The organism is Onishia taeanensis (assembly GCF_003268885.1).
Taxonomy (GTDB): Bacteria; Pseudomonadota; Gammaproteobacteria; order Pseudomonadales; family Halomonadaceae; genus Onishia; species Onishia taeanensis_A.
In genome coordinates this window covers 357,664-384,186 of sequence record NZ_QLSX01000003.1, presented here as the reverse complement: position 1 = coordinate 384,186, position 26,523 = coordinate 357,664, and the positions used below count along the sequence as shown (strand labels likewise).

Here is a 26,523-nt window from a genome sequence, read left to right as displayed (position 1 = left end):
ACCACAACAATGACGCCACCCACGATCCCGGAGGACGGCATGTTCCAACTGACCCGCAGCGTCACCTGGCAGGCCCTCGAGCGCCTGCACCAGCAGACCGCCAATGATCGCATCAGCGACTACTTCACGGCTGACCCCGAGCGCTTCGAGAAGATGAGCCTGCGCGTCGGTGGACTCTTCCTCGACTACTCCAAGCATCAGGTGTCCGACGAGGTGCTCAAGACGCTGATCGAGCTTGCCGACCATTCCGCCCTAGTGCAGCGCCGCGCGCAGATGTTCTCCGGCGACATCATCAATGTCACCGAAGACCGCCCGGTGCTGCACACTGCCCTGCGCAACCTGAGCGACGAGCCGGTCTACGTGGATGGCAAGAACGTGATGCCGGAGATTCACCAGACCCGCGAGCAGATCAAGCGTTTTTCGGAAGAGGTGCGCAGCGGCGAGTGGAAAGGCTACAGCGGCGAGCGCATCAAGGACGTGGTCAACATCGGCATCGGCGGCTCGGATCTCGGCCCCAACATGGCCTGTCGGGCGCTGCTCAAGCATCGTCATCCCGAGCTCAACTTCCACTTCGTTTCCAACGTCGATGGCACCCATATCCAGAAGGTGTTGAAGCGCCTCGACCCGGCGACCACGCTGTTCATCGTCTCGACCAAGACGTTCTCGACGCAGGAGACGCTGCTCAACGCCAAGACCGCCAGGCGCTGGTTCCTGGATGGTGCCGGCGAAGACGCCGACGTGGGCGCTCACTTCATCGCTGCCTCGACCAATCGCAAGGCAGCGATGGAGTTTGGCATTCGCGAAGAAAACGTCTTCGAGTTCTGGGCCTGGGTCGGCGGGCGTTATTCGATGTGGTCATCGATCGGCCTGCCCATCGCGCTGTCCATCGGATTCGAGGGCTTCATCGAGCTGCTCGAGGGCGCCCAAGAGATGGACAGGCACTTCATCGAGGCCCCCTTCGCCGAGAACATGCCGGTGCTGATGGCACTGATCGGCATCTGGTACATCAACTTCCACGGTGCCGAGACGCAGGCCATCGTGCCCTATGATCAGGCCCTGCATCAGTTGCCCGCCTTCCTGCAGCAGCTCGACATGGAGTCCAACGGCAAATCCGTGGATATCTTCGGCCAGCCGGTCAACTACAAGACCGGACCGATCGTCTGGGGCGAGACCGGTTCCAACGGCCAGCACGCTTTCTTCCAATTGCTGCACCAAGGCACACGCTTTGTACCGATCGACTTCATCGGCTCGCTGAAGCCCGAGTCCGGCTTCGAAGACCACCACTTCGCGCTGCTGACCAACATGCTCGCCCAGGCCAATGCCTTCATGGAAGGCAGCCAGGACAGCAGCCAGCTCGACCCCTACAGCTGCCCGGGTAACCGTCCGTCGAGCACCCTATTGCTGGATGAACTGACGCCGAAGAACCTGGGCGCACTGATCGCGCTCTACGAACACAAGGTGTTCGTGCAGGGCGTGATCTGGAACATCAATTCCTTCGATCAGTGGGGCGTTCAGCTCGGCAAGCGCATCGCCGGCGAGATCAGCGAGCGCATCGACGAGAACAGCCAGGACTTCGATGCCTCGACCCAGGGGCTGCTGGCCCTGGTACGCGGCCACTTCGGCGAGCGCCAGAGCGGTACCGCCGCAAAGGCCAAGGCTGCTGAAGGCACCAAGAAGAATACCGCCAAGGCCAAAGCCACCCAGTCACCGGCCAAGCAGGATACTTCCTCATGACACCCATCATTGCCTTCGGCGAGGCCCTCGTCGACATGCTCTCCAGCCGCCTGGGCGACGATGCCCAGGGCCCCGAGACCTTCACCCCCTACGCCGGCGGAGCGCCGGCCAATGTCGCCGTGGCCTGCGCCCGTCTGGGTGTGCCCAGCCGCTTTCTCGGCATGCTCGGCGATGACCACTTCGGCGACTTCCTGGCCGCAGAGCTCGAGTCTCATGGGGTCGATACCTCGGGCGTGGTGCGCACCCGCGAAGCGCGCACGGCGCTGGCCTTCGTGTCTCGTGATGCGGCGGGCGAGCGCACCTTCGACTTCTACCGGCCACCGGCGGCGGACCTGCTGTACCGCCTCGAGCACCTGCCGCCCGGGGTCTTCGAGACTCCGGCAATCCTGCACCTGTGCAGCAACAGCCTGACCGAAGACGGCATCGCCGAGACTACCCTGAGTCTCGCCGACATGGCGGCCAAGAGCGGCAGCTTGGTCAGCGTCGATGCCAACCTGCGACACAACCTCTGGTCGACCGGTCAGGCCGAGATCGGCCCGGTGACGCAGCTGATCGAGCGTGCCGCCCTGCTCAAGCTGGCCCGCGAGGAACTCGATTTCCTGCGCGGGGACCACCCCGCCGAGGACTGGCTGGCCGAGCGCCTGACCGCCGGCGTACGCCTGATCCTGATCACCGATGGTCCTGGCGCGGTCGAAGTGCGCACCGTGAATGGCTGTTTCACGGTCACCCCGCCTCGCGTCACCGCGGTAGACACTACCGCCGGCGGCGATGCCTTCATCGGGGGTCTGCTGGCCACTCTTGCCAACCAGGACCTGTCTGCCCAACAAGCCGGCAACGACTGGTGGCACGACGAGGCCCTGCTGCGTCGTGCCGTGGACGTCGCCTGCCGCTGCGGTGCCCATGCGGTCACTCGCCCCGGCGCCTATGCGGCCCTGCCCACCGCCCACGAGCTGGCAGCCTTCTAGCGCGTAGGGATAAAGCCGGGCGATATTCAGCCGATACTCCATGATACGTTGACCGCCTGCCCAACAGACGCTTGGCGCAGGCCAGCGATCACGGAGAGACAATGACGCACCCCGATTCCCCCGATAGCGACGCACGGCGCCTGACGGAGCTTGAAGAAATCGCGCGACGCTATGAGGCGCTGGTCGAGGAAGCACCAACGGGCATCGTGCGCATCGATCGCCAGGGGATCATCCAGGAGGTCAATCCCTTCGCACTGTCGCTGCTTGGCTATGCTCACGAGGCCATCATCGGCAAGAACGTGGCCTGCCTGATGGCCTCGTCGACTGGCCATCAACACGACGATTTCCTCGCTCGCTACCTCGCCGGCGGGGCGCCGAGAATCGTCGGCATCGGCCGCGAGGTCGAGGCCCAGCATCGTGACGGCCATGCCATTCCGGTGCACCTGGCGGTCAACGTGCTGCACGACGAGCAAGGCGAGATCAGCGAGTTCCTCGGCATACTCACCGACCTGACAGAGATCCACTCGGTTCGCCAGGATATCGTGCGCGAGCGCGCACTGCTTCGCGCCATTCTCGATGGCAGCAAGGATCCCATCTATGCTCGCAGCACGCGCGGGCGCTACCTGACCGCCAATAGCGCCTGCTTCGCCCATTTGGGGCTCTATGCGCCTCCCAAGGATCCTCAAGACATCGAGGCTCATCTCCCCACACCAATCGCCGAGCGCCTGGCTGCCGCCGAGCAGTCAGTCATGCGCCAGGGCGAACCCGAGCGCTTCATCCTGCCACCGCTCAACGACACCGTGTTTGATGTAACCGTATCGCCACTGCGCGATGCAAAGGGCACCATTCGCGGCACCGTCGGCGTCGCCCACGACATCACCTCCGCTCAGCGGCAGGCAGCGCTGCTCAAGGTGCTTCATCAGGGCATCACCGACTACCAGGCGCTAATGTCGGGGGAGCGACTCTGGGAGTTCCTGATGGATGGCCTAAGAGAACTCACCGGCAGCGACTATGCGCTGATCGGCGAAGTCATCAAGGTCGACAAGCATCCGGCGCTGAAGATCCACGCCATCACCGATCTGAGCTGGAGCGAGGAATCCAAGGCCTTGATGTTGCGTCTGCGCAGTGGCGACATGACGCTGGATAATCCCAACAGCCTGCTTGGCCGGGTGTTCGCCCACGGCGAAACGGTGATGACCAATGACCTGGCCTCGCACCCTCATCGCGGCGGCTTTCCTTCCGGTCATCCCGCCATCCACAACTATCTCGGCGTGCCGATTCACGACGGCGACCAGGTGATCGGCATGTATGCCATCGCCAACAGCCCCCAGCGCTTCGATGAGGCCTTGCTCGACTGGCTCGAGCCCTTTACGGCGACCTGTGCGCTGTTGATCAACTTCTATCGCCAGCAAGCACAGCGCGAGAACATCATCGCCGAACTGGCAACCGCCCGGGACCAGGCTGAAAAGGCCAACTTGGCCAAGAGCGACTTTCTGTCTTCGATGAGTCACGAACTGCGCACCCCGCTCAACGCGATTCTCGGCTTCGCCCAGCTGCTTGCCAATAGCCGCAAAGCGCCGCTCAACGAACGCCAGCAGCGTCAGGTCCACCAGATCGAAAAGAGCGGCCATCATCTGCTCGGCTTGATCAATGAAGTACTGGATCTCGCCAAGATCGAAGCAGGACACCTGCAGCTATCCCTGGAACCCCTGTCGCTGGGCAGCCTTATCGTGGATGCCAGAGACACCCTGGCAGGCATCGCCGAGAATGCCGGGATCAAACTGATGGCCAGGTCACCCGAGCCGGATATTGCCGTGATTGCCGACTATACCCGCACCAAGCAGGTGTTGTTGAACCTGATGTCCAACGCCATCAAGTACAACCGTGAAGCCGGGCACGTGAAGCTGTACGTCACGCTAATCGACTCTCGCGTGCGCGTCACCGTCAGTGACACCGGCCATGGAATTCCTACCGAGCATCAGGCAGAGCTGTTCGAGCCCTTTCAACGACTTACCGCCGAACACAGTGCTATCGAGGGCACCGGAATTGGCCTGGCCATCACCCGCGAGCTGGTTGTGCACATGCAGGGCTCCATCGGCGTCGACAGCACCCCCGGCGAAGGCAGCGACTTCTGGTTCGAACTGCCGCTGGCCGTTAATGGCGCAGCCAAGGAACATGACGCCTCGCCGGATGCAAATGAGACGAACACCCGCCTGACGGGTCATCGACTGCTCTACATCGAAGACAACCCCGCCAATCAGCGTCTCATGGAGGACATCATCGAGGATCTCGAAGGTTTCAGCCTGCAGGTGGTGCCCAGTGCTGAAGTCGGCCTCGAGCTGATCCGCCACTGCCCTCCGGATCTGGTGCTAATGGACCTGCACCTACCGGGCATGGACGGCTATCAGGCATTGGCCGTGCTGCGCCAATCCACCGAGCATGCCGATCTGCCGGTGATCGCCCTGTCGGCCAATGCCATGGCCTGCGACCAGCAACCCGGCCAAAAGGCCGGTTTCGATGCCTATCTCACCAAGCCGCTAGATCTAGGCACATTTAGCGAGACGCTGGCTCGCCTGCTGTCCTGATGCTCGATACCTGATGCTCACATGATGCCCGCGATTCAAGGAGCCCTACGTTGACGGATGACACCGCCCTGACCCATAAGCGCCTGCTGGTGGTTGACGATAATCCGGCAAACGTCGAGCTGCTGCTCGATCTGCTCGACGATCACGGCTTCGAAAACGTCACCAGCACCAGCGACAGCAGTCGCGTGGTGTCGCTCTGCGAGGCCGATTGCCCGGATCTTATCCTCCTCGACATCCGCATGCCGGGCCTTGACGGCCATGGCGTCATGAGTGCTCTCACGGAACGCTTCGACTCCCAGGCGCCACCGGTGATCGTGCTCACCGCCCAGCACGATCATGAGACCCGGCAAACAGCCCTGTCTCTAGGCGCGCGTGACTTCCTGACCAAGCCCTTTCGCCACGATGAGGTCTTGCAGCGCATCAATAATGTCCTTTCGGTGCAACACCGCTTCGAGGTCCGAGATCAGCAGGCGGAAGCCCTCGAACACCTGGTGTCATTGCGCACCCAGGCGCTCGAACGCCAAACGCGCACCGATCCGACGACCGATCTGCCCAACCGCCATGGATTGAGTGAGGTGCTAGAACAGCGCGCAACGCTTAGCGACCCCACCGGCATCCTCTTCATCGCCCTGGACGAGCTGGATGACATCGTGCGCCTGCATGGCTACAGCGCCATCGAAGGGCTGCTCAAACAGCTCGGCCAGCGACTCGCGGCCAAGCTGCCGCCCTCGCATGTCGTCGGTCCCTGGGGAGGCACTGAGTGGCTGGTGATCTGCCCCGATCCCGTGGATACCGCAACCCTCGTTGAGCTGGCCAACTGTCTGTGTCGCCTGATTCATCAGGACCACCCCGTGGGCGACCTGCTGCTGTCCATCAAGGCGCGAGTCGGCATCTGCCAGGCCAGCCGCTTCGAACCCGAGCGTCTGATCCACCAGGCCGCACTGGCCCTTCCTCATGGTTACTCGCCGATGGTGCAGTACTATTCCGAGACCCTTGAGCAGCAACAGCGCCGTCGCCTAAGGCTGCAACAGGCTCTGCGCGGTGCAGGAGAACGGGGCGAGCTCGAGCTGGCCTTCCAGCCCAAGGTCGATCTTGCCAGCGGACGAGCAGTCGGTGCCGAGGCGCTGCTGCGCTGGCATCATCCCGACTTCGGAACGGTCTCGCCGGCCGACTTCATCCCTCTGGCCGAAGCCAGCGGCGATATCCTCGCCATCGGCGACTGGGTCATCGATGCGGCGCTCGATCAGCTCAAGGCGTGGCGCCAGGAAGCCTGGATCAATGAGGACTTCCACCTGGCCATCAACGTGGCGGCCCGCCAACTGTCGCGACAGGATTTCGCCGAGCGGCTGCTGGAACGTCTGCGCTGGTACGACCTGCCCGGCTCCAGCCTGGGACTCGAAGTCACCGAATCGGGGCTGATGGTGGATGTCGGCCTGGCCCGCGAGCAGCTCACCATCCTCGCTCGCGCCGGCACTCGTATCGCCATCGATGACTTCGGCACCGGCTACTCGTCGCTTGCCTACTTGAAGACCCTGCCGGTCAGCACCCTGAAGATTGATCGCGCCTTCGTCAGTCCTCTTCCGGATAGCGAAGAGGACCGCAATCTGGCCGCCACCGTCATCGCCATGGCGCACAGCTTCTGTTGCGACGTGGTCGCCGAAGGCATCGAGCAAGCCTCCCAGGCGACCCTGCTCCGCGAGCTGGGCTTTGAGACCGCTCAGGGCTACTACTATTCCCGCCCGCTGCCGCCTGAGGCCTTCGCCGACTGGCATCGCCAGCAGCAAGCGGCGATGGCCTAGCGCCTGCCCAGATAGCCTTACGGCAGGGAGTACCGCCGGTAGCGATAGCGATGGGAAGCGACTCGGCAGGTAAAAAAAGACCCGCCAGCGGCGGGTCGAACAACAGCAGAGCTGTCGAGAGAGAAACGTTTAGCGATGAAGCACTCTGCCGGCGGCCGGTTCAGTGGTGGAAACGCTCGGCGGCCTGGCGTGCCAGCTCGCGGATGCCGTCCCAGTCCTCGGCCTCGACCAGCGCCTGGGGCGTCAGCCAGGAGCCGCCCACACACATCACGTTAGGCAGCTTGAGGTAGTCTTCGGCATTGTCGACGGTGATGCCGCCGGTCGGGCAGAAGCGCGCCTCGGGAATCGGGCCGCCGAAGGACTTGATGGCCTTGGCACCGCCACTGGATTCCGCCGGGAAGAACTTGAAGCGACGATAGCCATACTGCCAGCCGGTCATCAGCTCGGAGATGGTGGAGATACCGGGCAGCATGGGCACCGGGCTCTCGACCCCATAGCGGTACAGGGCCTCGGTCGCCCCGGGTGTCACCACAAAATCGGCCCCGACCTGTTCGGCCTGACGGTACTGAGCCGGCGTCAGCACGGTGCCAACGCCAATGCTAGCGCCGGGCAAGGCTTCCCGCATGCGACGGATGGCCTCAAGCGCACAGTCGGTACGCAGGGTGATCTCCAGCACCGGCAGGCCACCCTCGACCAGAGCACGCGCCAGAGGGACGGCATCCTCGATGCGTTCGATGGTGATCACCGGGATCACCTCGGCCTTGAGACAGATGCTGTCGAGTTCGGTCGTGCGGGTGGAAGGCAGCTGCTTGTCAATGGTCATGATGGTCTCCAAAAAATCAAGGAAGCGCTGAATCAATCGTCGAGCGGTTCAAGCACAAGGCGCACGGAGCACAGGAACCGGAGCATATGCGGTATATGTGAGGATTCCGAGCACCGCGCAACGCAGTGATTGAAACGCGCAGGCATTCATCCAGTGTTTCCTAGGGCGCCCAGTAGATCGCCAGCGGACAGGCAAGGAAGGCGCGAATCGGCAGCGCTTGCACGTCATCGCCGCTCAGGGCTGCGGCCAGCTTGGAACGCTTGCCCTCGCCGTTGAGATGTAGCACATGGCGCTTGGCCTGATGCAGCCGATCGGCGCTCAGAGTGATCCGCGCCTGGGGCTGGCTGGGAGTGCGCACCGCAACGACCGTCGCTTCGGTGCTCAGCGCCAGCGGCAGTTCCTGGCTATCCGGGAACAGCGAGGCCGTGTGGCCATCGTCGCCCATGCCGAGAATGACCATGCTCGCCGGCCAGCTAAGCCCCGCCAGACGCTCGCCGACGACCGCCGCGCCCTGCTCAGGGTTGGCATCGTCGGTGGTCAGAGGCACGAAATTGGCGGCAGCCGCTTCTGCCGTCAGCAGGTGCTCACGCACCAGCCGGGCATTGCTGTCGGAGGCCGACTCGGCGACCCAGCGCTCGTCGGCCAGGGTCACATCGATACGCGACCACGGCAGCGACTTGGCGGCCAGCGCATGGAAGAACGGCACCGGGGTGGAACCGCCGGAGACCACCAGCAAGGCCCTGTCCTGATGGGCGAGATCGGCGCGCAGCGCTTCGGCCACGGCCTCAGCCAACTGCTGGGCCAAATGTTCGCGACTGGTGCTCATGTTGCATCCTCGTGCAGTTAACATGGCGCCCCGCTCGCGGGGCACCGGGTCAATAGTCTTCGTACCAGCTACGGCCGTCCTGGGTGATCATGGCGATCGAGGCCACCGGCCCCCAGGAGCCCGCCGGGTAGCGGCGGGGCGGCGTGCCACGATCGTCCCAGCCGGCGATCAGTTGATCGCACCAGCGCCAGGCATATTCGATCTCGTCGCGACGCACGAACAGGTACTGCTGGCCCTTCATCACCTCGAGCAGCAGGCGCTCGTAGGCGTCGGGAATCCGCGTCTTGGGGAAGGCGCTGTTGAAATCCAGGTGCAGCGGGCCGGTGCGCAGGCGCATACCTTTGTCGAGCCCGGCATCCTTGGTCAGCACCTGCAGGGCAATGCCTTCTTCAGGCTGAAGGCGGATGACCAGTTTGTTGGCTGCCAAGCTGCGCTGGTCGGGGTCGAAGATATAGTGCGGCTGCTGGCGGAAATGAATGACGATCTGCGACAGCTTGTCTGGCAAGCGCTTGCCGGTGCGCAGATAGAACGGCACCCCTGCCCAGCGCCAGTTGGCCACTTCGGTCTTCATGGCCACGAAGGTCTCGGTATGGCTTTCGGTGTTGGCACCCTCTTCCTCGAGATAGCCAGGCACTGCCTGACCGGCGCTGGTGCCGGCGGTGTACTGACCGCGCACCACGTCCCTGTCCAGTGACTCATGGGTGAAGGGTTTCAGGGCCTTGAGCACCTTGACCTTCTCGTCACGGATAGCATCGGCGTCAAGATTCGAGGGCGGATCCATGGCCGTCAGGCAGAGCAGCTGCAGCAAGTGGTTCTGCACCATGTCGCGCAGCTGGCCTGCCTGGTCGAAGTAGCCCCAGCGCCCTTCGATACCCACTTCCTCGGCCACGGTGATTTCGACGTGGGAGATATGGTTCTGGTTCCACTGGGTGCCGAACAGCGGGTTGGCGAAACGCAGCGCGATCAGGTTCTGAACGGTTTCCTTGCCCAGGTAGTGATCGATGCGATAGATCCGCGATTCCGGGAACACTTCGCCGATGACGTCATTGATTTCCTGAGACGAGATCAGGTCATAGCCGATCGGCTTTTCGACCACCACCCGCGACTCGTCATCGAGGCTGCCGCTGGTGTCGAGGTTGCGGCAGATGTCGCCATAGATTTTCGCCGGCACCGACAGATAGACCACCATCGGCCGTGGCGACCCCTCTCGCCAGGCGCGCACGGCCTGATAATCGTCGGGCTTGGCGAAGTCGACCTTGGCGTAGTCGATACGCTCGAGGAAGCGAGCCAGACTCTCGGCGTCCTGCTCCTTGGGCTTGACCCGTTTCTTCAGGGCCTCGGCCACCTTGTCGCGAAAGTCGCTGACATCCAGCTCGTGACGCGCCAGACCGAGCACGCGGGTATCGGCGGGCATCAGCCCTTCGCGATCAAGCTGATAAAGCGCTGGAAACAGCTTTCGCAGGGCCAGATCGCCCAAAGCACCGAACAGGGCCAGGTCGACATCCAGGTGGCCAGTGTTCTGAGAACGGGTATCGCGGGTCATGCCTCGCTCCCTGAAATATGGTTAACTTACGCACAAAATACGTTATTCGCGCGACAAAAAGCAATATTTATAAGTAACTTTACCACTTACTCGGCATGGCAATGGCGATGATTTGGCGCACACCTGCCGCTCACGCTAGCATATCCTGCATAATGTAGTTAAATCACTACATGACGGGGACCGCGCCGCGGATCGCTCCGCCAGTGCGGCACAGCCTGCCCATCATGCCGCCTCGTCATGTTCGTCGCTACGGAGACTTTCCCTCAGCATGGCCAGTCACGATCTGATCGCCCGCATCCGCGCTCGCCTGGACGAGCTCAATCGCTCCGAGCGCAAGGTGGCCGACGTCATCCTGCAGGACCCGGCATCTGCCACCGGCATGAGCATCGCCACCCTGGCACAAGCGGCCTCGGTCAGCGAACCGACCGTCAACCGTTTCTGCCGTAACTTCGAGGCCAAGGGTTACCCGGATTTCAAGATCAAGCTGGCACAGAGTCTGGCCGGTGGTACACCCTACGTCAGTCGAAACGTCGAGCGCGACGACGATGCCGCCCACTACGGTGACAAGATCTTCGGCGCCACCATCGCCGCCCTCGACGAGGCCCGCCGCGAGCTGGATGCCAAGCGCGTCGAGCGAGCCGTCGATTACCTGATTCAGGCCAAGCAGATTCACTTCTTCGGCCTCGGGGCCTCGGGGCCGGTGGCCCAGGATGCCCAGCACAAGTTCTTTCGCTTCAACCTGCCGGTGATGGCCTACGAGGACGTGCTGATGCAGCGCATGGTCGCCGCCTCCTGCCATACCGGCGACGTGGTGGTGATCATCTCCTATACCGGACGTACCCGAGAGCTGGTCGAGATCGCCCGGCTGGCCCGTGACAACAGCGCCGTGGTGCTGGGTATCACCGCCCCTGACTCGCCGCTGGCCAGGGAATGCACCGAGACCCTTGAGGTCACGACGCCAGAAGATACCGATGTCTACATGCCGATGACCTCGCGCATGATCCACCTGGCACTGATCGACGTGCTGGCCACCGGCGTGACCCTGCGCCGCGGCGAGGATTTCCTCGACCACCTGAAGAAGATCAAGGAAAGCCTGCAGCCGACCCGCTTCCCGACCGATTCGGATGCATCCTGAGGGCTGCACGGAACGCCTGCAGTAGCCGAGGGCGGCTGTCGGTCACGTGCTGCGTTACACTGACGGCCCTCCCGCATACAGACGCAAGAGAACGCCCGATGAACTACGCCGCGCCCCGGAAGAGATCATGAACGCCAGAGTGCTCGCCCTGCTGCTGCCTCTGGTGCTTGCAAGCCTGCCGGCTCATGCCTTCGATCTCGATGAACTGGAGAAACGTCTGGCCACTCCCGAGCGGATGCAAGGCCACTTTCGCCAACTCCACTGGCTGGCCGAACGAGAAGTCCGCCTGCACAGCCAAGGCCGCTTCCTGTATCAGCGTGACCGACAGCTGATCTGGCTCTTCGAGTCGCCCAGTCGTCAGGTACTGAGCTTCACGCCGGGCCAGGTGGCTTATGGGCCAACTGCCGACGCAAACGACGTAGAAACCGACATCGAGGCACTGTTACCCGAGCGCGAGACCTTTCAGCGCCACATGGTCGATCTAATCGGCGGGCACTTTTCAGCGCTCGATGAGGACTACCGGCTCGACCTTTCCGGTGACAGCGACGCATGGCAAGTATCGCTTCACCCTAGGGCTTTGGGCCTGGAGCTGCCGCTGACAACCCTGACCCTTTCTGGCGGCGAGCGAATCGAGCGCCTGGACATGGCCATCACCAGCGGCGACACCCTCACCATTCGGCTGACTGATGCCAAGGAAGTGGTCAACGAAAGCCTGGTGCCCTGGCTGGTGAACTGGCTAACCGACGAGCCCCTGGCAACGGGGCAAACGCCCGCCTCGGAACCCCTGGAGGATACCGCGACCGGTTCGGCAATGGAGCAGGAGGACAAGGCGGGGAGCGAAGAAGACGCTCCCCGGAAGGGTGGGATGTCGCTCAGCCCTTGATGGCGCAGGTAACGGTGATCTCGACCTTGAGCTCATCGGCTGGCATCGGTGCGGTGATGCAGGTCCGCGCCGGGGCATGCCCTTCGGGCACCCAGGCGTCCCAGACCTCGTTCATGGCGGCAAAATCGTGGCCTTCCTTGAGATAAATGGTCGCCGAGAGCAGGTGCTCGCGGTTGGAACCAACTTCCTCGAGCAGCGCTTCGACACGCTCTAGCATGCTGCGGGTCTGCTCGGCGATATCGCCGTGACGTGCTTCGGGGCCGGCCACCTGACCACACAGATAGGCCACCCCACTATGAATCACCGCGCGGCTCATGCGCGTCTTGGTATCGTGTCGAACAATAGTCATCGGTACGTCTCCTGGCTGGAAATGGGGCAAAATGATAACCCATCATAAGGGGGGAAAGCCGATGATATGAGCAATCTCTTCGCCGCAGTCGGTACACGTCCATGCCACAGGATCTCCCGACAGGCGCCGGGCATCGATCTCCTCGCCACAGGCAATACACTCTCTCTGCTCTTCTTCCTCTCCCTTCTCGCCATGCTTATAATCCGCGCCAAGGGCGCAGCGACGCGCGTCAGAGACAGGGTACGACACTCTTTCTTGGTCTTGCCCTGGCCCTTGAGGGCACTCATGCGCGACAACCTCCTCACCGTGGGATGGTTCATGGACTCTCCCATCGGGGATGACGAATTTTTCGCGACGCCTGTAAGCATTCGCGACGCCGTTCGACTCATTAAGAGATATCGACGCATCGACACGATGCACGTCGGTATCGCAGCCCAGCCAACAACAGGAGAAACACCATGAAGCGTTCCACCATGATGGCCGCCGTCCTCACTACCGCCCTGGCACAGGCCAGCGCCATGGCCACCGCTCAGGCTGCGGATGGCGAGGCGATGGAGAAGTGTTATGGCGTCGCCCTGGCCGGCCAAAACGACTGTAAGGCGGGACCGGGCACCACTTGCGCCGGCACATCCACCGTGGATTATCAGGGCAATGCCTGGAAACTGGTTCCGGAAGGCACCTGCACCAGCATCGAGACGCCCCACGGCAACGGCAGTCTGACGGAGATCGATCGTCCCTGAGGCTTTCCCGGCCCGCCGGCCGGCGGGCCGCCCCGTCGAGGAGATCACCATGCCTCTTTCTCTTGCTCGCGGTGCCTTGGGCATCGGCCTCAAGCACCAGCATGCTGAGACGCTGCTCACGGCTAACCGGCCGGTAGACTTCCTGGAACTCCACGCCGAGAATTACATGGGACCCGGGGGGCCAGAGCGCGAACGGCTTCACGCCATCGCCGCACGCTACCCTCTCTCGGTACACGGCGTGGGAATGTCGCTGGGCGGTGCCGAACGCCCTGATGCCGCCCACCTGCGCCGGCTTGCTCGCCTAGTGGGGGAACTTACCCCGACACTGGTCTCCGAGCACCTGGCATGGAGCCGACTGGACAGCGACTACTACAACGACCTACTACCGGTCCCGCTCACCGAGGAGAGCCTGTCGCTGGTGGCACGCAACATCGACATCGTGCAGCAGGCCTTGGGCCGCCGCCTGTTGATTGAAAACCCCAGCCTCTACATCGGTCTGGACGCTAACACCATCGACGAGGCGGCGTTCCTCGCCGCGCTGGTGGAGCGCACCGATTGCGGACTGCTGCTCGACATCAACAACGCCTTTATAAGCGCCTTCAACCTCGGCCGCGACCTCGACGACTACCTGGCCGGCTTGCCGTTGGGGGCCATTGGCGAATTTCACCTGGCCGGCCACAGCCTCGACATGGCCGTGGACCCACCGCTACGAATCGATGATCACGGCGGGCCGGTATGCGAGGCCGTGTGGTCCCTCTACGCCCAGCTCGCCCGCCAGCAGCCGGATGTGCCTACCCTGATCGAGTGGGATACCCGTGTCCCCTCCCTGTCTCGCTGGCTAGAAGAGGTCGAGCGGGCCAGGGCCTATCGAGGCGAGACGACCTGCGCTGCCGTCGACGACTAGGCTGTGGCGGAGATTCGACGAGCAGAGGCTGGACAAGGCAACAATCAGTGGCAAAAGCGGCCTTTACAAGACGCACGTATACAAGCCGTAAACGACGGCTCTTCGCCTGATTGTTAACGCAGGATTGCCGATCGAAGGCACTTATCAGGCATAGCCTGGACGGCCAGGAGGCCCCCATGGAGACTCTCGCCGAGTGGCAAAGGCGCTTCATCACCGCCATGCGCCGGCCCGAGACCGAGACCGAGACGGACACCGACCTCGGCCGGGTCGACGGCCTCAATGTCTACCGCAACAACATCCGCCAGAGCCTGATCGAAGCCCTCGCCACGGCCTTTCCCCATACCCGAACCCTGCTCGGCGCGCGCTACTTTGCCGCCGCGGCCGGCGACTATGCGGGCGAACACCCCCCTACCGATCCGCGCCTGATGCACTATGGCCAGGGCTTCGCCGACTTTCTGGAGCGCCTGCCCCCAGTAACCGACTACCCCTATGTCGGCGATATCTGTCGCCTCGAACGGGCACGCCTGGACGTCAGCCATGCCCGCGAGGAGTCACCCGTCACAGCCGAGGAACTGGCCGGTCACCCAGACCCGGAGGGCCTGGTCCTCGCACCAAGGGCCGCGACCCGCCTGGTCGGTTGCCGCCATGACATCGAGCCCCTCTGGCATGCTCTCGAGCGAGGCGAGACCGCTACGCGGATCGGTGAGGGCGGGCCCGGCGACTGGTTGGTAGTGCGCCAGGGACACCAGATCAGACCGATCCATGCCACCCCGGCGATGCGCGGGCTCTATCGGGCCCTGACGGGCAAGACAAACCTCGGCGAGGCACTGACGGTAATTGCCGAGGCCCATGGCGAGGCCGGAGCCGCCGACGCCCTCGGCAGCTTGCTCGGCCAGGGAGCGCTAAGTCGAGTCACCTCGCGCCGGCCACTCACCACTACCGAGGAGAAGGCCCCATGAAGAAGCTGCTGTTTCCTCTGGAACTCTATTACCAACGCCTGACGCCAGGCCTGGACCGCTTGCCCTTCGACCCGGTGGCGCTTCTGCTGCGAGGCATTCTGGGCAGCGTCTTCTTCCTCTCGGCGCTGACCAAGGTGGAGGGGCTCTCGATCAGCGAGAGCACCTTCTTCCTGTTCGAGCACGAGTATGCCCTACCGCTAGTGCCGCCGGTGCTTGCGGCCTATCTGGCCACGCTCACCGAGTTCAGCCTGTCGCTGCTGCTTTGGACGGGACTGGCCACGCGACTGGCCGCCATGGGGCTGCTCGTCATGACGCTGGCGATCCAGACCTTCGTCTATCCCGATGCCTGGGTGACCCATGGGCTCTGGGCCGGCGGGCTACTGACCCTGCTGCTGCGCGGCCCCGGACGACTATCGCTGGACCAGCTGCTGTCCGTCTGGCTGCAACGCTCACGACTCACTCGCGGTGACGTCCCCCCCTCTGCCTAACAACCGGCGCCCCGGGCCTCAGGGCTGCCCAACACCGGCTGCGCCAGCAGCCAGCTGCCGACCAGCAACGCCAGCATGCCCACCAGCACCAGGGAGAAGGAGGCGCCCAGGTCAAGCGCCATTCCCAGTATCGCCGGAGCGATACCGGTGGAGAACACCATGGCTGCGCTGAGGGTCGCGCGGACCGCACCCAAGTGCTCGGCGCCCCACAGGCGCACCAGCAAGCTAGTGGCAATGGACTCCTGTGCCCCCATCGCCAGCCCTCCCCCCGTCATCAGGGCTAACACCGCCAGGTGACCGCCCAAGGTGATGGCCAGCAGCAGGGCCAGGGCGAAGGGCAGCAGATAGAGGCGCGCCAGGCGCACCGGGCCCAGCCGGTCGACCCAGTGACCGCCGAGCAGGGCCCCGGGCAGCTTGGCGAGCCCCATGCCGGTCAGGGCCAGGGAATAGATGGCCAGCGAACTGTCCATGGCCTCGGTGAGTTGCGCTTGGTAGATGAACAGCCCCGTCATGGTGACCGGCAGGACCATCAGCAACGGCAGGAGTCGCCAGAAGCGCGCCTCGCGGAAGGGACGCGGGCCATCATCGATCGCCTGCTGGTCTCGCCGCGAGCGCGGCGACGGCGGCCAGGGGGCACCTATCAGCATCAGCATCCACGCCAGGGCGATCACCGCGCCCAGGCTCCACCACAGCTCGCGCCAGCCGAACCACACCAGCAGAGCCGCCACCATGGGGGGCAGCAGCGTCTCGCCAAGCATCAGCCCCAGGCCGACAAGCCCCAAGGCCCGACCGCGCAGTGCGGTGAACTCGCGTCCCGCCAGCGTATTGCCCAGGTGGCTCATCATGCCCTGGCCGCACAGGCGCACCAGACCCAGCCCCAGCAGGCCGACCAGCCACCAGGGCGACAGCGTAAGCAGCAGGATGCCGGTGAGAAGTGCCGCCAGGATGGTCAGGGCGAAGCGACGTGGCGCCACCCAGTCGATACTGGGGCCGAAACGCAGCATAGCGAAGCCGCTGGCCAGGGTGACCAGGGAATAGGCAGTGCCGAATTCACCGGTGGACAGTCCCAGACGTTCGCTGATGGGAACCTGAAAGAGGCCAATGAAGAAGCTCTGCCCCAGGCTCGACGAGAACATGGCCAAAAAGGCGATGCCGAGCAGTCCCCGATGGTCCCTCAGAAGGGTGCGGTAGCTCATGCGGCCTCCGGTTAGCGACTCAGAACGTGAATGGCCCCGCCGGGGCGGGGCCAGATCCTGTCGGGGCCAAGCCACTAGCCTGACCACCACGCATCCTGAGCTCTGCGCCGATCTCGGCTGCAGAGCCCATCTGGAAATCCTTATCTCCAAGGGCTATCTATCAGCTTATCTCAAGAGCAGCACCGGCAGGCTGGCCCGGCGCAGCATGGTGGTAGTCGTGCTACCCACCAGCAGGTGGCGCACCCGCGAGTGGCCATAGGCGCCCATCACCAGCATGTCGATGTCATGCTCTTCGGCGTAGCCGCGCAGGCTCGCTTCCACCTCACCGGCGCGAATCTCGCCGTGGGCTTCGAAGCCAGCATCCGAGAGAGTCTTCAAGGCCCAGTCGAGCTGCGAGCGCACATCGGCCACCTCTGCTCCAACCATCACCACGTGACAGTCGATGCCCTTGAACAACGGGCTCTGGGCGATCATTTCAACGCCCTTGCGGGTGGTCTTGCTGCCATCGAAGGCAATCATCACGCGCTTGGGGGCACGAAACTCATCGGGCACCATCAGAATCGGGCGATGCAGGCTGCGCACCACCCGCTCGAGGTTGGACCCCAGGTGCTCGGGCGCCTGATGGGCGGCTTCGCCGCGCTTGCCAATCACCAGCAGGCGGATGTCGTTTTCGAGCTCGGTCAGGGTCTCGACCAGCTCGCCATTGCGCTGGCGTGAGGAAGGCTCCGTCACACCGTCTTCGACGGCGCGGGCCTTGGCGGCCTCGAGTGTCACACGGCCGTGCTCCTGGGCCAGCCGCGCACGCTGTTCATCCAGGCTCGTCAGTTCCTCGAGCAAGTGCTCCCGAGAGCCCAGGCCAATATTGCCGGTCAGGTTGGCTTCCGCCACCTGCGGGTGATTGTCGACCACATGCAGAAAAGTCAGCGGCGCAGCCATGGCAAGGCTCGCCCAGGCGGCGTAATCGCATACGCCAGTGGAGAAGTGAGAGCCGTCGATGGCTGCCATCACTTGATCGGTCATGGTGCAGGTCCTTGGCAGGTGTGTGGCGTCTGGCTTATCGCCTTTCTACCGCAATGCGCCGGCGCTGAATAGGACCGGCGCACTTCGCGGCTCAGTGGCCGCCCATCAGCTTGTCGACGGCGTCCGGCTTGTCGTGGACCGCGAAGCGGTCGACGATGGTCGCGCTGGCTTCATTGAGGCCGATCACCTCGACCTCGGTGCCTTCACGGCGGAACTTGAGCACCGCCTTGTCCAGCGCCTCGACGGCGGTGATATCCCAGAAGTGTGCCCGAGATAGATCGATCACCACGCGCTCGACGCTTTCCTTGAAGTCGAAGGCGTCCATGAAGCGCTCGCCGGAGGCGAAGAACACCTGCCCGACGACCTGATAACGACGGCCGCGGCCGTCTTCGGTGGCCTCGGAGCCGATGTAGAGAATGTTGCCGACCTTGTTGGCGAAGAACAGCGAGGCCAGCAGCACACCGACGAAGACCCCCATCGCCAGGTTATGAGTGCTGACGGTCACCACCACGGTCGTCAGCATCACGATATTGGTGCTCAGCGGATGCTTCTTCAGATCACGGATCGAGGTCCAGCTGAAGGTACCGATGGAGACCATGATCATCACGGCCACCAGCGCCGCCATGGGAATCTGGGAGACCCAGTCGGCCAGGAAGACCACCATCATCAACAGCACCACGCCGGCCACCAGCGTCGACAGGCGCCCACGCCCGCCGGATTTGATGTTGATCACCGACTGACCGATCATCGCGCAGCCCGCCATGCCGCCGAGCAGGCCGGCACCGATGTTGGCGATACCCTGGCCCTTGCACTCGCGGTTCTTGTTGGAAGGCGTATCGGTCAGGTCATCGACGATAGTGGCGGTCATCATCGACTCGAGCAGACCCACCACGGTCAGCATCACCGAGTAGGGCAGGATGATCCAGAGCGTCTCGAGGTTCAGCGGAACGTCCGGCCACAGGAACACCGGCAGGGTATCCGGCAGATCCCCCATGTCACCGACGGTGCGAATATCCATGCCCGAGACCATATACACCACGGTCAGCACCAGGATGCACACCAGCGGGGACGGCAGGGTCTTGCCGATCATCGGGATCAGCGGGAACAGGTAGATAATGCCGAGCCCCGCGGCCGTCATGGCGTAGACATGCCAGGTCACGTCGGTGAGCTCAGGCAGCTGCGCCATGAAGATCAGGATCGCCAGGGCGTTGACGAAGCCGGTGACCACCGAACGCGACACGAAGCGCATCAGATCGGCGAGCCGTAAATAGCCGGCCACGATCTGCAGCACCCCGGTCAGCAGGGTCGCCGCCAGCAGGTACTCAAGGCCATGCTCCTTGACCAGCGTCACCATCAGCAGCGCCATGGCGCCGGTCGCCGCCGAGATCATGCCCGGCCGACCGCCGGTGAAGGCGATGATCACGGCAATACAGAAGGAGGCGTAGAGGCCGACCTTGGGGTCGACGCCGGCGATGATCGAGAAGGCGATGGCCTCCGGAATCAGCGCCAGCGCCACCACGATTCCTGATAGCGAATCGCCTTTGATGTTGGAAAACCAGTCTTGCTTGATTGATCGGATCATTCTGCGGTCCAGTCGTGGGTCCATGTCATGCCCGAAGGCGCGGAGCGCGTGGCGCGCGATGACGTCGAGATATGGGAGCCGCCTGAAGCGCGACGCTAAACTCGGCCTGCCAGCAAGGGCAGACCGGAGACGCGGCGAAGCGTGTCGCTAATCAGCACGGTTGGCGTCAGGATGACGCCAAGCGATGACGCTGCCATGAAGACAGCGACAGGATGGGAAAGGGAACGCTAGGGCGGGGTGCTGCCAGTGACTGGCAGGCTATGCCAAGTAGTAACTATCGTATCTGCTGTCACAGTGAATCATCCCGTCACTCGCAGGCAAGGACCGTCTCGGCGACCCTCGACCTTGGTGTTATCAACGTCTTTTGACAAGCGGCGGATTCTACCAGCTGACTGCGCGACCTGCACCCCTGGGAGAGGTGACGACCTGGGCTAACGTGACAGCCGGGGGGCTCGCCACACCGGCCGCTTAGCTCACGGTTGACTCAACACTTACTCAATACCTACTCAACACTTGCTCAAAATTTTGCCCGCCACTCACTGACTGCCGACCTCGCTTGTTTAGTCGGACCGGGGCGGTGCCGGGGGCTTCCGGTACTCACCCATGTCCCGGAAGGCCTGCATGACATCCATGGGCAGCGGGAAGAAGATGGTCGAGGCATTCTTGTTGCTCATGTCGCTCATGGTCTGCAGGTAGCGCAGTTGCAACGCTGCCGAGTTTTCAGACATCACATTGGCGGCTTCGACCAGTTTCTTCGAGGCCTGCAGTTCGCCCTCGGCATGAATGACCTTGGCGCGCCGTTCGCGCTCCGCCTCAGCCTGGCGGGCGATGGCGCGGATCATGCTCTCGTCGAGATCCACGTGCTTGATCTCGACGTTGGCGACCTTGATGCCCCACCCCTCGGCGGAGCTGTCGATTATCTCCTGAATGTCCTTATTGAGCTTGTCGCGCTCGGAAAGCATTTCGTCGAGTTCGTGCTTGCCAAGCACCGAGCGTAGGGTGGTCTGGGCCAGCTGGCTGGTGGCATTGACATAGTGCTCGACCTGGATGATGGCCTTCTCCGGATCGACTACCCGGAAGTACAGCACCGCATTGACCCTGACGGTGACGTTGTCCTGAGAAATCACATCCTGCTCCGGCACATCCATGGTGATCACCCGAAGATCGACCACCTGCATCCGCTGGACGGCGGGGATAATGAATAAAAGCCCCGGCCCCATGACCCGTTGGAAGCGCCCCAGGAAGAACACCACACCACGCTTGTATTCCGGCAGGATGCGAATCGATGCCGCCAGCAGCATGATCAGCAGCACCACCGGTACTAGATAAGAAATCCACATGGCTCACACCTCCTTGGATGAAACCGGCCCCAATGGCTCGGCTCCATCTGATGAATGCCTAGGCTCGACGCTCCTTCAGACGACACCTAGGTCTCGGGTGATGATTCCTTGATCGGCTCGACCTCAACGGTCAGGCCGTCAAGGCGCACCACCCTGAGCGATTGCCCCTTACGCACCGGCTCGCATGCATGAGCCCGCCAGCGTTCGTTATGCAGCCACACATGACCGTCGCCATCGAAGTCCTCCAGCGCGCTGGCCTCGGCGCCCAACATCTCTTCCCTTCCGGTCCGCGCAGGGCGCCGGCGCAGGCGCATGAAATGGATCATCATCCACAGCAAAAGGGCCGCGGCGAGCCCTGCCACACCGCCGATCAGCGGCAGCGAAACACTCAGGTTCTCGGCATCCATCAGAATCACCGAGCCAATCACGAAGGCCACGATGCCGCCGATGCCGAGAATGCCGAAGCTGGGTATCAGCGCCTCCCCGGCGATCAGCCCCAGACCAACCAGGATCAGCGCCAGGCCAGCAAAGTTGACCGGCAGCACCTGAAAGGCGAACAGCGCCAGCAACAGCGAGATCACGCCGATGGTGCCTGGCACCAGGCTGCCAGGGTTGGCGAGTTCGAAGATCAGCCCGTAGAAGCCGATGATCATCAGGAAGTAGGCAACGTTGGGGTCGCTGATTACCGACAAGAGCTCGGTACGCCAGTCCGGATCAAAGCGCTCGAGGGTCAGGCCGGCGCTGTCCAGCACCCGCTCGCCGTTGGCCATGACCACGGTCCGACCATCGATCTGCACCAGCAGGTCGTCGAGGTCGCGGGCCAGCACATCGATCACGCCCTGCTCGAGAGCCTCTTGGGAGGTCAGGGTGCGAGCCTCGCGCACGGCGAGTTCGGCCCAGTCGGCGTTGCGCCCGTGTCGCGCGGCGAGGCTGCGGATATAGGCCACCGCATCCTCGAGCACCTTGCGTTCCATGGCGGTGGTGCCCCGTCGTTTCGGGGCGTCGGCGGCGGAGTCCTCTGCCGGCTGAGAGCCTGAGCCCTGAGAGCCTGAGCCCTGAGAGCCTGAGGCCTGAGAGTCTGAAGCCCGGGCGTCTAAAACCTGAGTATCGGCACTCTTGGCAGCGCCGGCACCGCCCGACGCACCGGCGCTCGTCGCGGCCTCGCCACCCTTGGTCTTGTCCGGCGCCGCATTCCCTGCATCTTCCTCACCGGTCGCGGGGGCCTCGTCGCCAAGGCCGGGCAGACCGCCACCGCCCATACTCACCGGAGTGGCCGACCCCAGATGCGTCGAGGGCGCCATGGCCGCCACATGGCTGGCATACAAGAGATAAGTGCCGGCACTGGCCGCTCGCGCGCCGTCGGGTGCGACATAGACCACCACCGGGACCGGTGAGGCGAGCATCTCGCTGATCATGTCGCGCATCGAAGCATCGAGCCCACCGGGCGTATCCAGGATAAGAATCGCGAGCTCCGCCTGAGCATCCCGGGCCCGGTGCAGGCCACGAATGAAGTAGTCGGCGGTGGCGGGACCAACGGCGCCATCCAGGGTCATCACCAGGCCCAGACGATCACGCACATCCTGCTGGGCAAGAACCGGCCCCAGCCAGGCAAGCATCGCCCCGAGCAGCAGAGCCGTGAGGCTCGGCCACAGCCAACGGCGTCGTATGCGATGGGATGTAATGACCTGCATGACACCTGCCCCCTTCCCTGCTCCCTGGCATCCAGCGGCTCCGGTCCAGGCGAAGGCTTCCTTCACCGTCTGCCTGTACCGCACATCCGGCTAGCCCCCTTACAACATAGTCAAGATAACCCCGACCCGGGCCGAATAGTCAGGCTCAGAGCCGCGCGATGCCCGCCGTCCTCATGCCTCTCTCTTGCATAGACTCATCCTCATAGCCTCGCCTTCATCTACTTTCATAACCCTGCTTTCAGATCCCTACTTCCATATCCCTACTTTCAAACTCCAGCCAAAAGCCGGCCGAAACCCGCCTGGCAGGTAGGCCGGCCGGCGATCCATCGAGCATGCCAATAGAGCGCTTGATTGCTTGAGACGCAGGGCACGCCGAAGCGCTGCTCGAGTTCGTCGAGCACATCCAGCGCGCGCAGGTTGGTACAGGGCAGAACCACCGCATCTACTGGCCCCGCGCCGTCGAGCAGCGTCGCCAGGGCATCGCCCAGGCAGGCGGGGTCCACCGCCGGAATGTCCGGATCATGATCAAGACGGAAACCGCCGATGGCCGCGACCTCGATTCCCAGCGCCGTGAAGGCGTCAAGGAAGGCGTCATCGACCTCCCGCACATAGGGCGTCAGCACGGCGATGCGTCGGGCCTCCAGGGCCTCCAGGGCGGCACGGATGGCGAGCCAGGGATGAGTAACAGCCACTTCCGGGCGCACTGCATGCAGGCGCTCGGCGATCGGCACATCGCCAATCAACAGCCCCGCCGAGGTGCAGCCAAATGCCAGGGTGTGCAGCGGCAGCCCCGGCACCAGAGTCGCCGCCGCCGGGGTAATGCCCGCCTCGAGCGCCTTGAGGGCGGCTGGGGTAACCTCGGCGTGGGTGGGCATGCGAGTGCAGAACAGCTCCATGTCGTCACCGACCAGCCGATGCCAGTCACGCTCCAGGGTGTAGTCGGTATCGAGCAGTACCAGGCCGATGCGCAAAAGCTCCGGTCGGTTATAGCGCTGAAAGGCCAGCGCGCGATCATCTGCAACGGCAACGTGAGGTAGTGAGGACACTGAAGAGACAGACGACATGGCGACATCCATGAACCGGGGGTGATGCCATTACCTTAGTCGCTTCACGCGGCTCAAGCTTGGATCATCATGCCGTCGCGGCGCTTATTTCCATGCGCCGGATTTTCATGCAGCGGTTTTCTATGCAGGACGACCGCGCTGTCCTGCGGTCTGGTGATCGCTCACTGTCTTCTATCCACTACCTATCCACTACCTACATTACCTACCACTGCCCACCACTACCTATCCACGACCAGCGGGCCTTCCCGCATCGCCCGGCAAGCATCGTGAACAACACCAGTCCGGGGCTCACCTCAGACGGCGCCAAGATTATGTGATCCACTCCGCTGGCATGGGGTAAGGTCCTGTGACAAAAAGATTGTAAGCTTGCCCGACGACGGCCGACCAAGTGCCATTACCCTTTCTTTTCCTGACCCGAGACCGCTATGCTCGACACGGACACCGCTGCCTCGACACAGGCCATCGCCTCGCTGTGCCAGCCGCTGCGTCAGGCGCTCATCGAGGCGGGCCTCGATGGTGAGCTAACGGCGCTGACCCCGATGGCCGACACCGGCCTGGCTCACGCCCACCTGTGGCTCTCCCGCCAGAACGGCGAGGACTGGGTGGCGCGGCTGCCCAAGCAGAGCCAGATGCGCCTTGCCGCCGATGACAACCTCGCCTATCAGGCGGCCTGCTTCACCCGGGCGAGCCAGGGCGGCCACACTCCGGCCCTGAAGGCCGTGCTCCCCGTAAGCGACGCCTTGCCGCGAGGCGGCCTGCTGGTGTCGGCGATCCGCGGCCGCCACGCCCGGCTGCCCGAGGACCTGCCGGCGATCGCCAAGGCCCTGGCCAGCCTGCATGCACAGCCGCTGCCACCGGCCTCTCAGCGGATACCCTTGCAGGCACCGACCGACCCCTGGGCGGCCATGCTCACGGAACTTCATCAGCAGGCGGCGTATCTTGATCGAGCCAAGATCACCACCGAGGTTCGCCGTCAGCTCTCTGATGATCTGGCAGACCTTGAGCAATGGCGCCGCCGGGCACCGCCAGCCAGTCAGTCGCTGATCAGCTTCGATGCCCACCCCGGCAACTTCCTGATCCAGGACGACGGCCGCGCGATGCTCGTCGATCTGGAAAAATGCCGCTACAGCCTGCCCGGCTTCGACCTGGCCCATGCGAGCCTCTACACCTCGACCACCTGGGACCCGCACAGCCATGCCGAACTGAGCCTTGGCGAGGTGCGCGCTTTCCACCGTGCCTGGGCTGCCGCCATGGCCGAGCACGGCGCCCGCATCGACGCCGACGAGCTGTTGCAGTGTCGCCGCGCCATGTGGCTGTGGTCGGTGACCTGGTGCGCCAAGTGGCAGGCCGAGCAGCGAAGGGCCCGAGACGCCAGCGCTGCGGGTGAAGACTGGTCATCGGAACTCAGTGATCCAGCGCTGATCGCCCATGTCGCCGACCGGGTCGAGCACTATCTGTCGCCAGATGTCATTGCCCGGGTTCGGCATGAGTGGCGGGCACTGGCCGATGACAGCGGCCTGGCCTGACGCGCCTTCTCAAGCGCCTGACCAAGCGCCTTACTGTGCAATGCTCATCACCGTAAAAGATCATCGCCGTATCAGTTCAACACAAGGACTCTCGCCATGCACCGGATTGCCCCCCTTGCCCGCTCGCGCTCGTTCACTGGCTATTTCGGCCGCTCGATTGCCGTGGCTACTCTATCTGCCACTGCCCTCGCCACCGCCTTGCCGAGCCTCGCCCAGGACGACGCGCTGGCGCTGGATGACTGGACCGCCATCGAACAGGCCGCCCAGGGACAGACGGTCTACTGGAACGCCTGGGGCGGAGATAGCCGCACCAACGACTACCTGTCCTGGGTCGCCGACGAGCTCGAGGCACGCCACGACATCGAACTGGTACACGTCAAGCTCAGCGATACCGGCACGGCGGTCTCGCGGGTCATCGCGGAGAAGGCCGCAGGCAACCTCGATGAGGGTGCCATCGATCTGATCTGGATCAACGGCGAGAATTTCGCCGCCATGAAGGACAACGACCTGCTGTTTGGCCCCTTCGCCGAGGCCCTGCCTCATTACGCCCTGACTCGTGCCGATGCCAACCCGGAAGTGCGCGTCGACTTCACGGTGCCCACCGAAGGCTTCGAGGCGCCCTGGGGCAAGGCGCAGTTGACCTTCTACTACGACAGCGCCCGCGTCGAGACCCCGCCGAGCTCCATGGCAGAACTGCTCGACTGGGCACGCGCCCACCCGGGTCGCTTCACCTATCCCCTGGTGCCCGACTTCACCGGCAGCACCTTCCTCAAACAAGCCCTGATCGAGCTGACCCCGGACACCGCGCCGCTCTATCAGCCGGTAGAGGAGAGCGACTTCGCCACCGTCACTGCCCCGCTGTGGGACTATCTCGACGCTCTGCACCCCTATCTGTGGCGCGAGGGACGCAACTTCCCGACCAGCGGCCCCGAAATGAAGCGCCTGATGGGCGACGGCGAGCTGAGCCTGGCCTTTACCTTCATCCCCTCCGAGCCGGCCGCGGCCGTGGCCGACTTCCAGCTGCCGCCCACCACCCGCAGCTACGTGCTCGACGCTGGCACCCTGGGCAATGTGCACTTCGTCGCCATTCCCTTCAATGCAAGCCATAAGGCCGGCGCCCTGGTGACCGCCAACTTCCTGCTCTCGCCGGAAGCCCAGGCACACAAGCAGGACCCGGCCGTGTGGGGCGATCGCACGGTACTCGATATGGACGCAGTGAGCGACGAGGTGCGCGCGACCTTCATCGACGACAGTGACAACCCGGCCGCCCTGCCCGCCGGCGCCTTGTCGAAGACGCTTCCCGAGCCGCACCCGAGCTGGATGGAACGCCTCGAGGCGGCCTGGCTCGAGCGTTACGGCAGCCAGTGACCC

General features: G+C 63.7%; 23 protein-coding genes. 13 read left to right on the top strand and 10 right to left on the bottom strand.

Annotation, left to right across the window (positions count from 1 at the left end):
* Positions 1 to 39: 39 nt before the first annotated feature.
* The 4 genes from pgi to BCL93_RS06550 all read left to right on the top strand — a co-directional run bounded on the left by pgi (position 40) and on the right by BCL93_RS06550 (position 7,083).
* A complete protein-coding gene (gene pgi, locus BCL93_RS06565) occupies positions 40 to 1,734 on the top strand; it encodes a glucose-6-phosphate isomerase (RefSeq protein WP_112054296.1) in 1,695 nt (564 codons plus the stop codon).
* On the top strand, positions 1,731 to 2,699 hold the full coding sequence (locus BCL93_RS06560; protein WP_112054294.1) for a carbohydrate kinase family protein: 969 nt from the start codon (positions 1,731 to 1,733) through the stop codon (positions 2,697 to 2,699). Before pgi ends, BCL93_RS06560 begins: the two co-directional genes overlap by 4 nt.
* A gap of 101 nt (positions 2,700 to 2,800) precedes the next feature.
* The gene (locus tag BCL93_RS06555; protein ID WP_112054292.1) at positions 2,801 to 5,284 is read left to right on the top strand and encodes a PAS domain S-box protein; all 2,484 of its coding nucleotides are present in this window, start codon (positions 2,801 to 2,803) and stop codon (positions 5,282 to 5,284) included.
* A gap of 50 nt (positions 5,285 to 5,334) precedes the next feature.
* Positions 5,335 to 7,083, top strand: coding sequence for an EAL domain-containing response regulator (locus tag BCL93_RS06550; RefSeq protein WP_258396027.1), 1,749 nt, complete (start codon positions 5,335 to 5,337; stop codon positions 7,081 to 7,083).
* Between the two features lie 160 nt (positions 7,084 to 7,243).
* Here BCL93_RS06550 and BCL93_RS06545 read toward each other — a convergent pair whose 3' ends face one another.
* From BCL93_RS06545 to zwf, 3 genes are all read right to left on the bottom strand, one after another.
* Complete coding sequence (locus BCL93_RS06545; RefSeq protein ID WP_112054396.1) at positions 7,244 to 7,906, bottom strand: bifunctional 4-hydroxy-2-oxoglutarate aldolase/2-dehydro-3-deoxy-phosphogluconate aldolase; 663 nt, start codon at positions 7,904 to 7,906, stop codon at positions 7,244 to 7,246.
* A gap of 160 nt (positions 7,907 to 8,066) precedes the next feature.
* On the bottom strand, positions 8,067 to 8,732 hold the full coding sequence (gene pgl / locus BCL93_RS06540; RefSeq protein WP_112054291.1) for a 6-phosphogluconolactonase: 666 nt from the start codon (positions 8,730 to 8,732) through the stop codon (positions 8,067 to 8,069).
* Positions 8,733 to 8,781: 49 nt separating this feature from the next.
* Complete coding sequence (gene zwf / locus BCL93_RS06535) at positions 8,782 to 10,275, bottom strand: glucose-6-phosphate dehydrogenase (protein WP_112054290.1); 1,494 nt, start codon at positions 10,273 to 10,275, stop codon at positions 8,782 to 8,784.
* Between the two features lie 268 nt (positions 10,276 to 10,543).
* Here zwf and BCL93_RS06530 point away from each other — a divergent pair, with 268 nt between their 5' ends.
* Positions 10,544 to 11,410 (top strand): MurR/RpiR family transcriptional regulator, encoded by an 867-nt coding sequence (locus tag BCL93_RS06530; RefSeq protein WP_112054288.1) that lies wholly within the window; start codon positions 10,544 to 10,546, stop codon positions 11,408 to 11,410.
* Positions 11,411 to 11,537: 127 nt separating this feature from the next.
* Positions 11,538 to 12,293 carry a LolA family protein gene (locus BCL93_RS06525; RefSeq protein ID WP_112054286.1) on the top strand — a complete coding sequence of 252 codons (756 nt, stop codon included), beginning with the start codon at positions 11,538 to 11,540 and terminating at the stop codon, positions 12,291 to 12,293.
* Here BCL93_RS06525 and BCL93_RS06520 read toward each other — a convergent pair.
* Positions 12,283 to 12,642, bottom strand: coding sequence for a RidA family protein (locus BCL93_RS06520; protein WP_112054284.1), 360 nt, complete (start codon positions 12,640 to 12,642; stop codon positions 12,283 to 12,285). The genes BCL93_RS06525 and BCL93_RS06520 overlap by 11 nt on opposite strands.
* A 66-nt stretch (positions 12,643 to 12,708) precedes the next feature.
* Here BCL93_RS06520 and BCL93_RS06515 point away from each other — a divergent pair, with 66 nt between their 5' ends.
* The 5 genes from BCL93_RS06515 (at position 12,709) to BCL93_RS06495 (ending at position 15,733) form a co-directional block, all read left to right on the top strand.
* A complete protein-coding gene (locus tag BCL93_RS06515) occupies positions 12,709 to 13,104 on the top strand; it encodes a hypothetical protein (protein WP_112054283.1) in 396 nt (131 codons plus the stop codon).
* Positions 13,101 to 13,382 carry a DUF2282 domain-containing protein gene (locus tag BCL93_RS06510; protein WP_112054281.1) on the top strand — a complete coding sequence of 94 codons (282 nt, stop codon included), beginning with the start codon at positions 13,101 to 13,103 and terminating at the stop codon, positions 13,380 to 13,382. The genes BCL93_RS06515 and BCL93_RS06510 overlap by 4 nt, the downstream gene beginning before the upstream one ends.
* A gap of 49 nt (positions 13,383 to 13,431) precedes the next feature.
* Positions 13,432 to 14,286, top strand: coding sequence for a DUF692 domain-containing protein (locus BCL93_RS06505; protein ID WP_258396026.1), 855 nt, complete (start codon positions 13,432 to 13,434; stop codon positions 14,284 to 14,286).
* Positions 14,287 to 14,462: 176 nt separating this feature from the next.
* Complete coding sequence (locus tag BCL93_RS06500; RefSeq protein ID WP_112054277.1) at positions 14,463 to 15,245, top strand: DNA-binding domain-containing protein; 783 nt, start codon at positions 14,463 to 14,465, stop codon at positions 15,243 to 15,245.
* Complete coding sequence (locus tag BCL93_RS06495; protein WP_112054275.1) at positions 15,242 to 15,733, top strand: DoxX family protein; 492 nt, start codon at positions 15,242 to 15,244, stop codon at positions 15,731 to 15,733. The genes BCL93_RS06500 and BCL93_RS06495 overlap by 4 nt, the downstream gene beginning before the upstream one ends.
* Here the strand turns inward: BCL93_RS06495 and BCL93_RS06490 are convergent.
* The 6 genes from BCL93_RS06490 to BCL93_RS06465 all read right to left on the bottom strand — a co-directional run bounded on the left by BCL93_RS06490 (position 15,730) and on the right by BCL93_RS06465 (position 23,626).
* Entirely contained in the window at positions 15,730 to 16,929 is a 1,200-nt protein-coding gene (locus BCL93_RS06490; protein WP_112054273.1) for an MFS transporter, read from the bottom strand. The two genes, BCL93_RS06495 and BCL93_RS06490, sit on opposite strands and share 4 nt — an antisense overlap.
* A 165-nt stretch (positions 16,930 to 17,094) precedes the next feature.
* The gene (locus tag BCL93_RS06485; protein ID WP_092522021.1) at positions 17,095 to 17,949 is read right to left on the bottom strand and encodes a universal stress protein; all 855 of its coding nucleotides are present in this window, start codon (positions 17,947 to 17,949) and stop codon (positions 17,095 to 17,097) included.
* Between the two features lie 91 nt (positions 17,950 to 18,040).
* Positions 18,041 to 19,531: a SulP family inorganic anion transporter gene (locus tag BCL93_RS06480; protein WP_112054271.1), complete on the bottom strand. Its 1,491-nt coding sequence runs from the start codon at positions 19,529 to 19,531 to the stop codon at positions 18,041 to 18,043.
* 560 nt (positions 19,532 to 20,091) lie between these two features.
* Positions 20,092 to 20,871: a slipin family protein gene (locus BCL93_RS06475; RefSeq protein WP_112054270.1), complete on the bottom strand. Its 780-nt coding sequence runs from the start codon at positions 20,869 to 20,871 to the stop codon at positions 20,092 to 20,094.
* Positions 20,872 to 20,957: 86 nt separating this feature from the next.
* Positions 20,958 to 22,562 (bottom strand): NfeD family protein, encoded by a 1,605-nt coding sequence (locus BCL93_RS06470; protein ID WP_112054269.1) that lies wholly within the window; start codon positions 22,560 to 22,562, stop codon positions 20,958 to 20,960.
* A 266-nt stretch (positions 22,563 to 22,828) separates the two neighbouring features.
* The gene (locus BCL93_RS06465) at positions 22,829 to 23,626 is read right to left on the bottom strand and encodes a maleate cis-trans isomerase family protein (protein ID WP_112054268.1); all 798 of its coding nucleotides are present in this window, start codon (positions 23,624 to 23,626) and stop codon (positions 22,829 to 22,831) included.
* A gap of 425 nt (positions 23,627 to 24,051) precedes the next feature.
* On the opposite strand from BCL93_RS06465, the gene BCL93_RS06460 reads away from it, so the two are divergent.
* Positions 24,052 to 25,152, top strand: a complete 1,101-nt coding sequence (locus BCL93_RS06460) for an aminoglycoside phosphotransferase family protein (RefSeq protein WP_112054267.1) — start codon at positions 24,052 to 24,054, stop codon at positions 25,150 to 25,152.
* 96 nt (positions 25,153 to 25,248) lie between these two features.
* Positions 25,249 to 26,520 (top strand): ABC transporter substrate-binding protein, encoded by a 1,272-nt coding sequence (locus tag BCL93_RS06455; RefSeq protein WP_112054266.1) that lies wholly within the window; start codon positions 25,249 to 25,251, stop codon positions 26,518 to 26,520.
* Positions 26,521 to 26,523 lie beyond the last annotated feature (3 nt).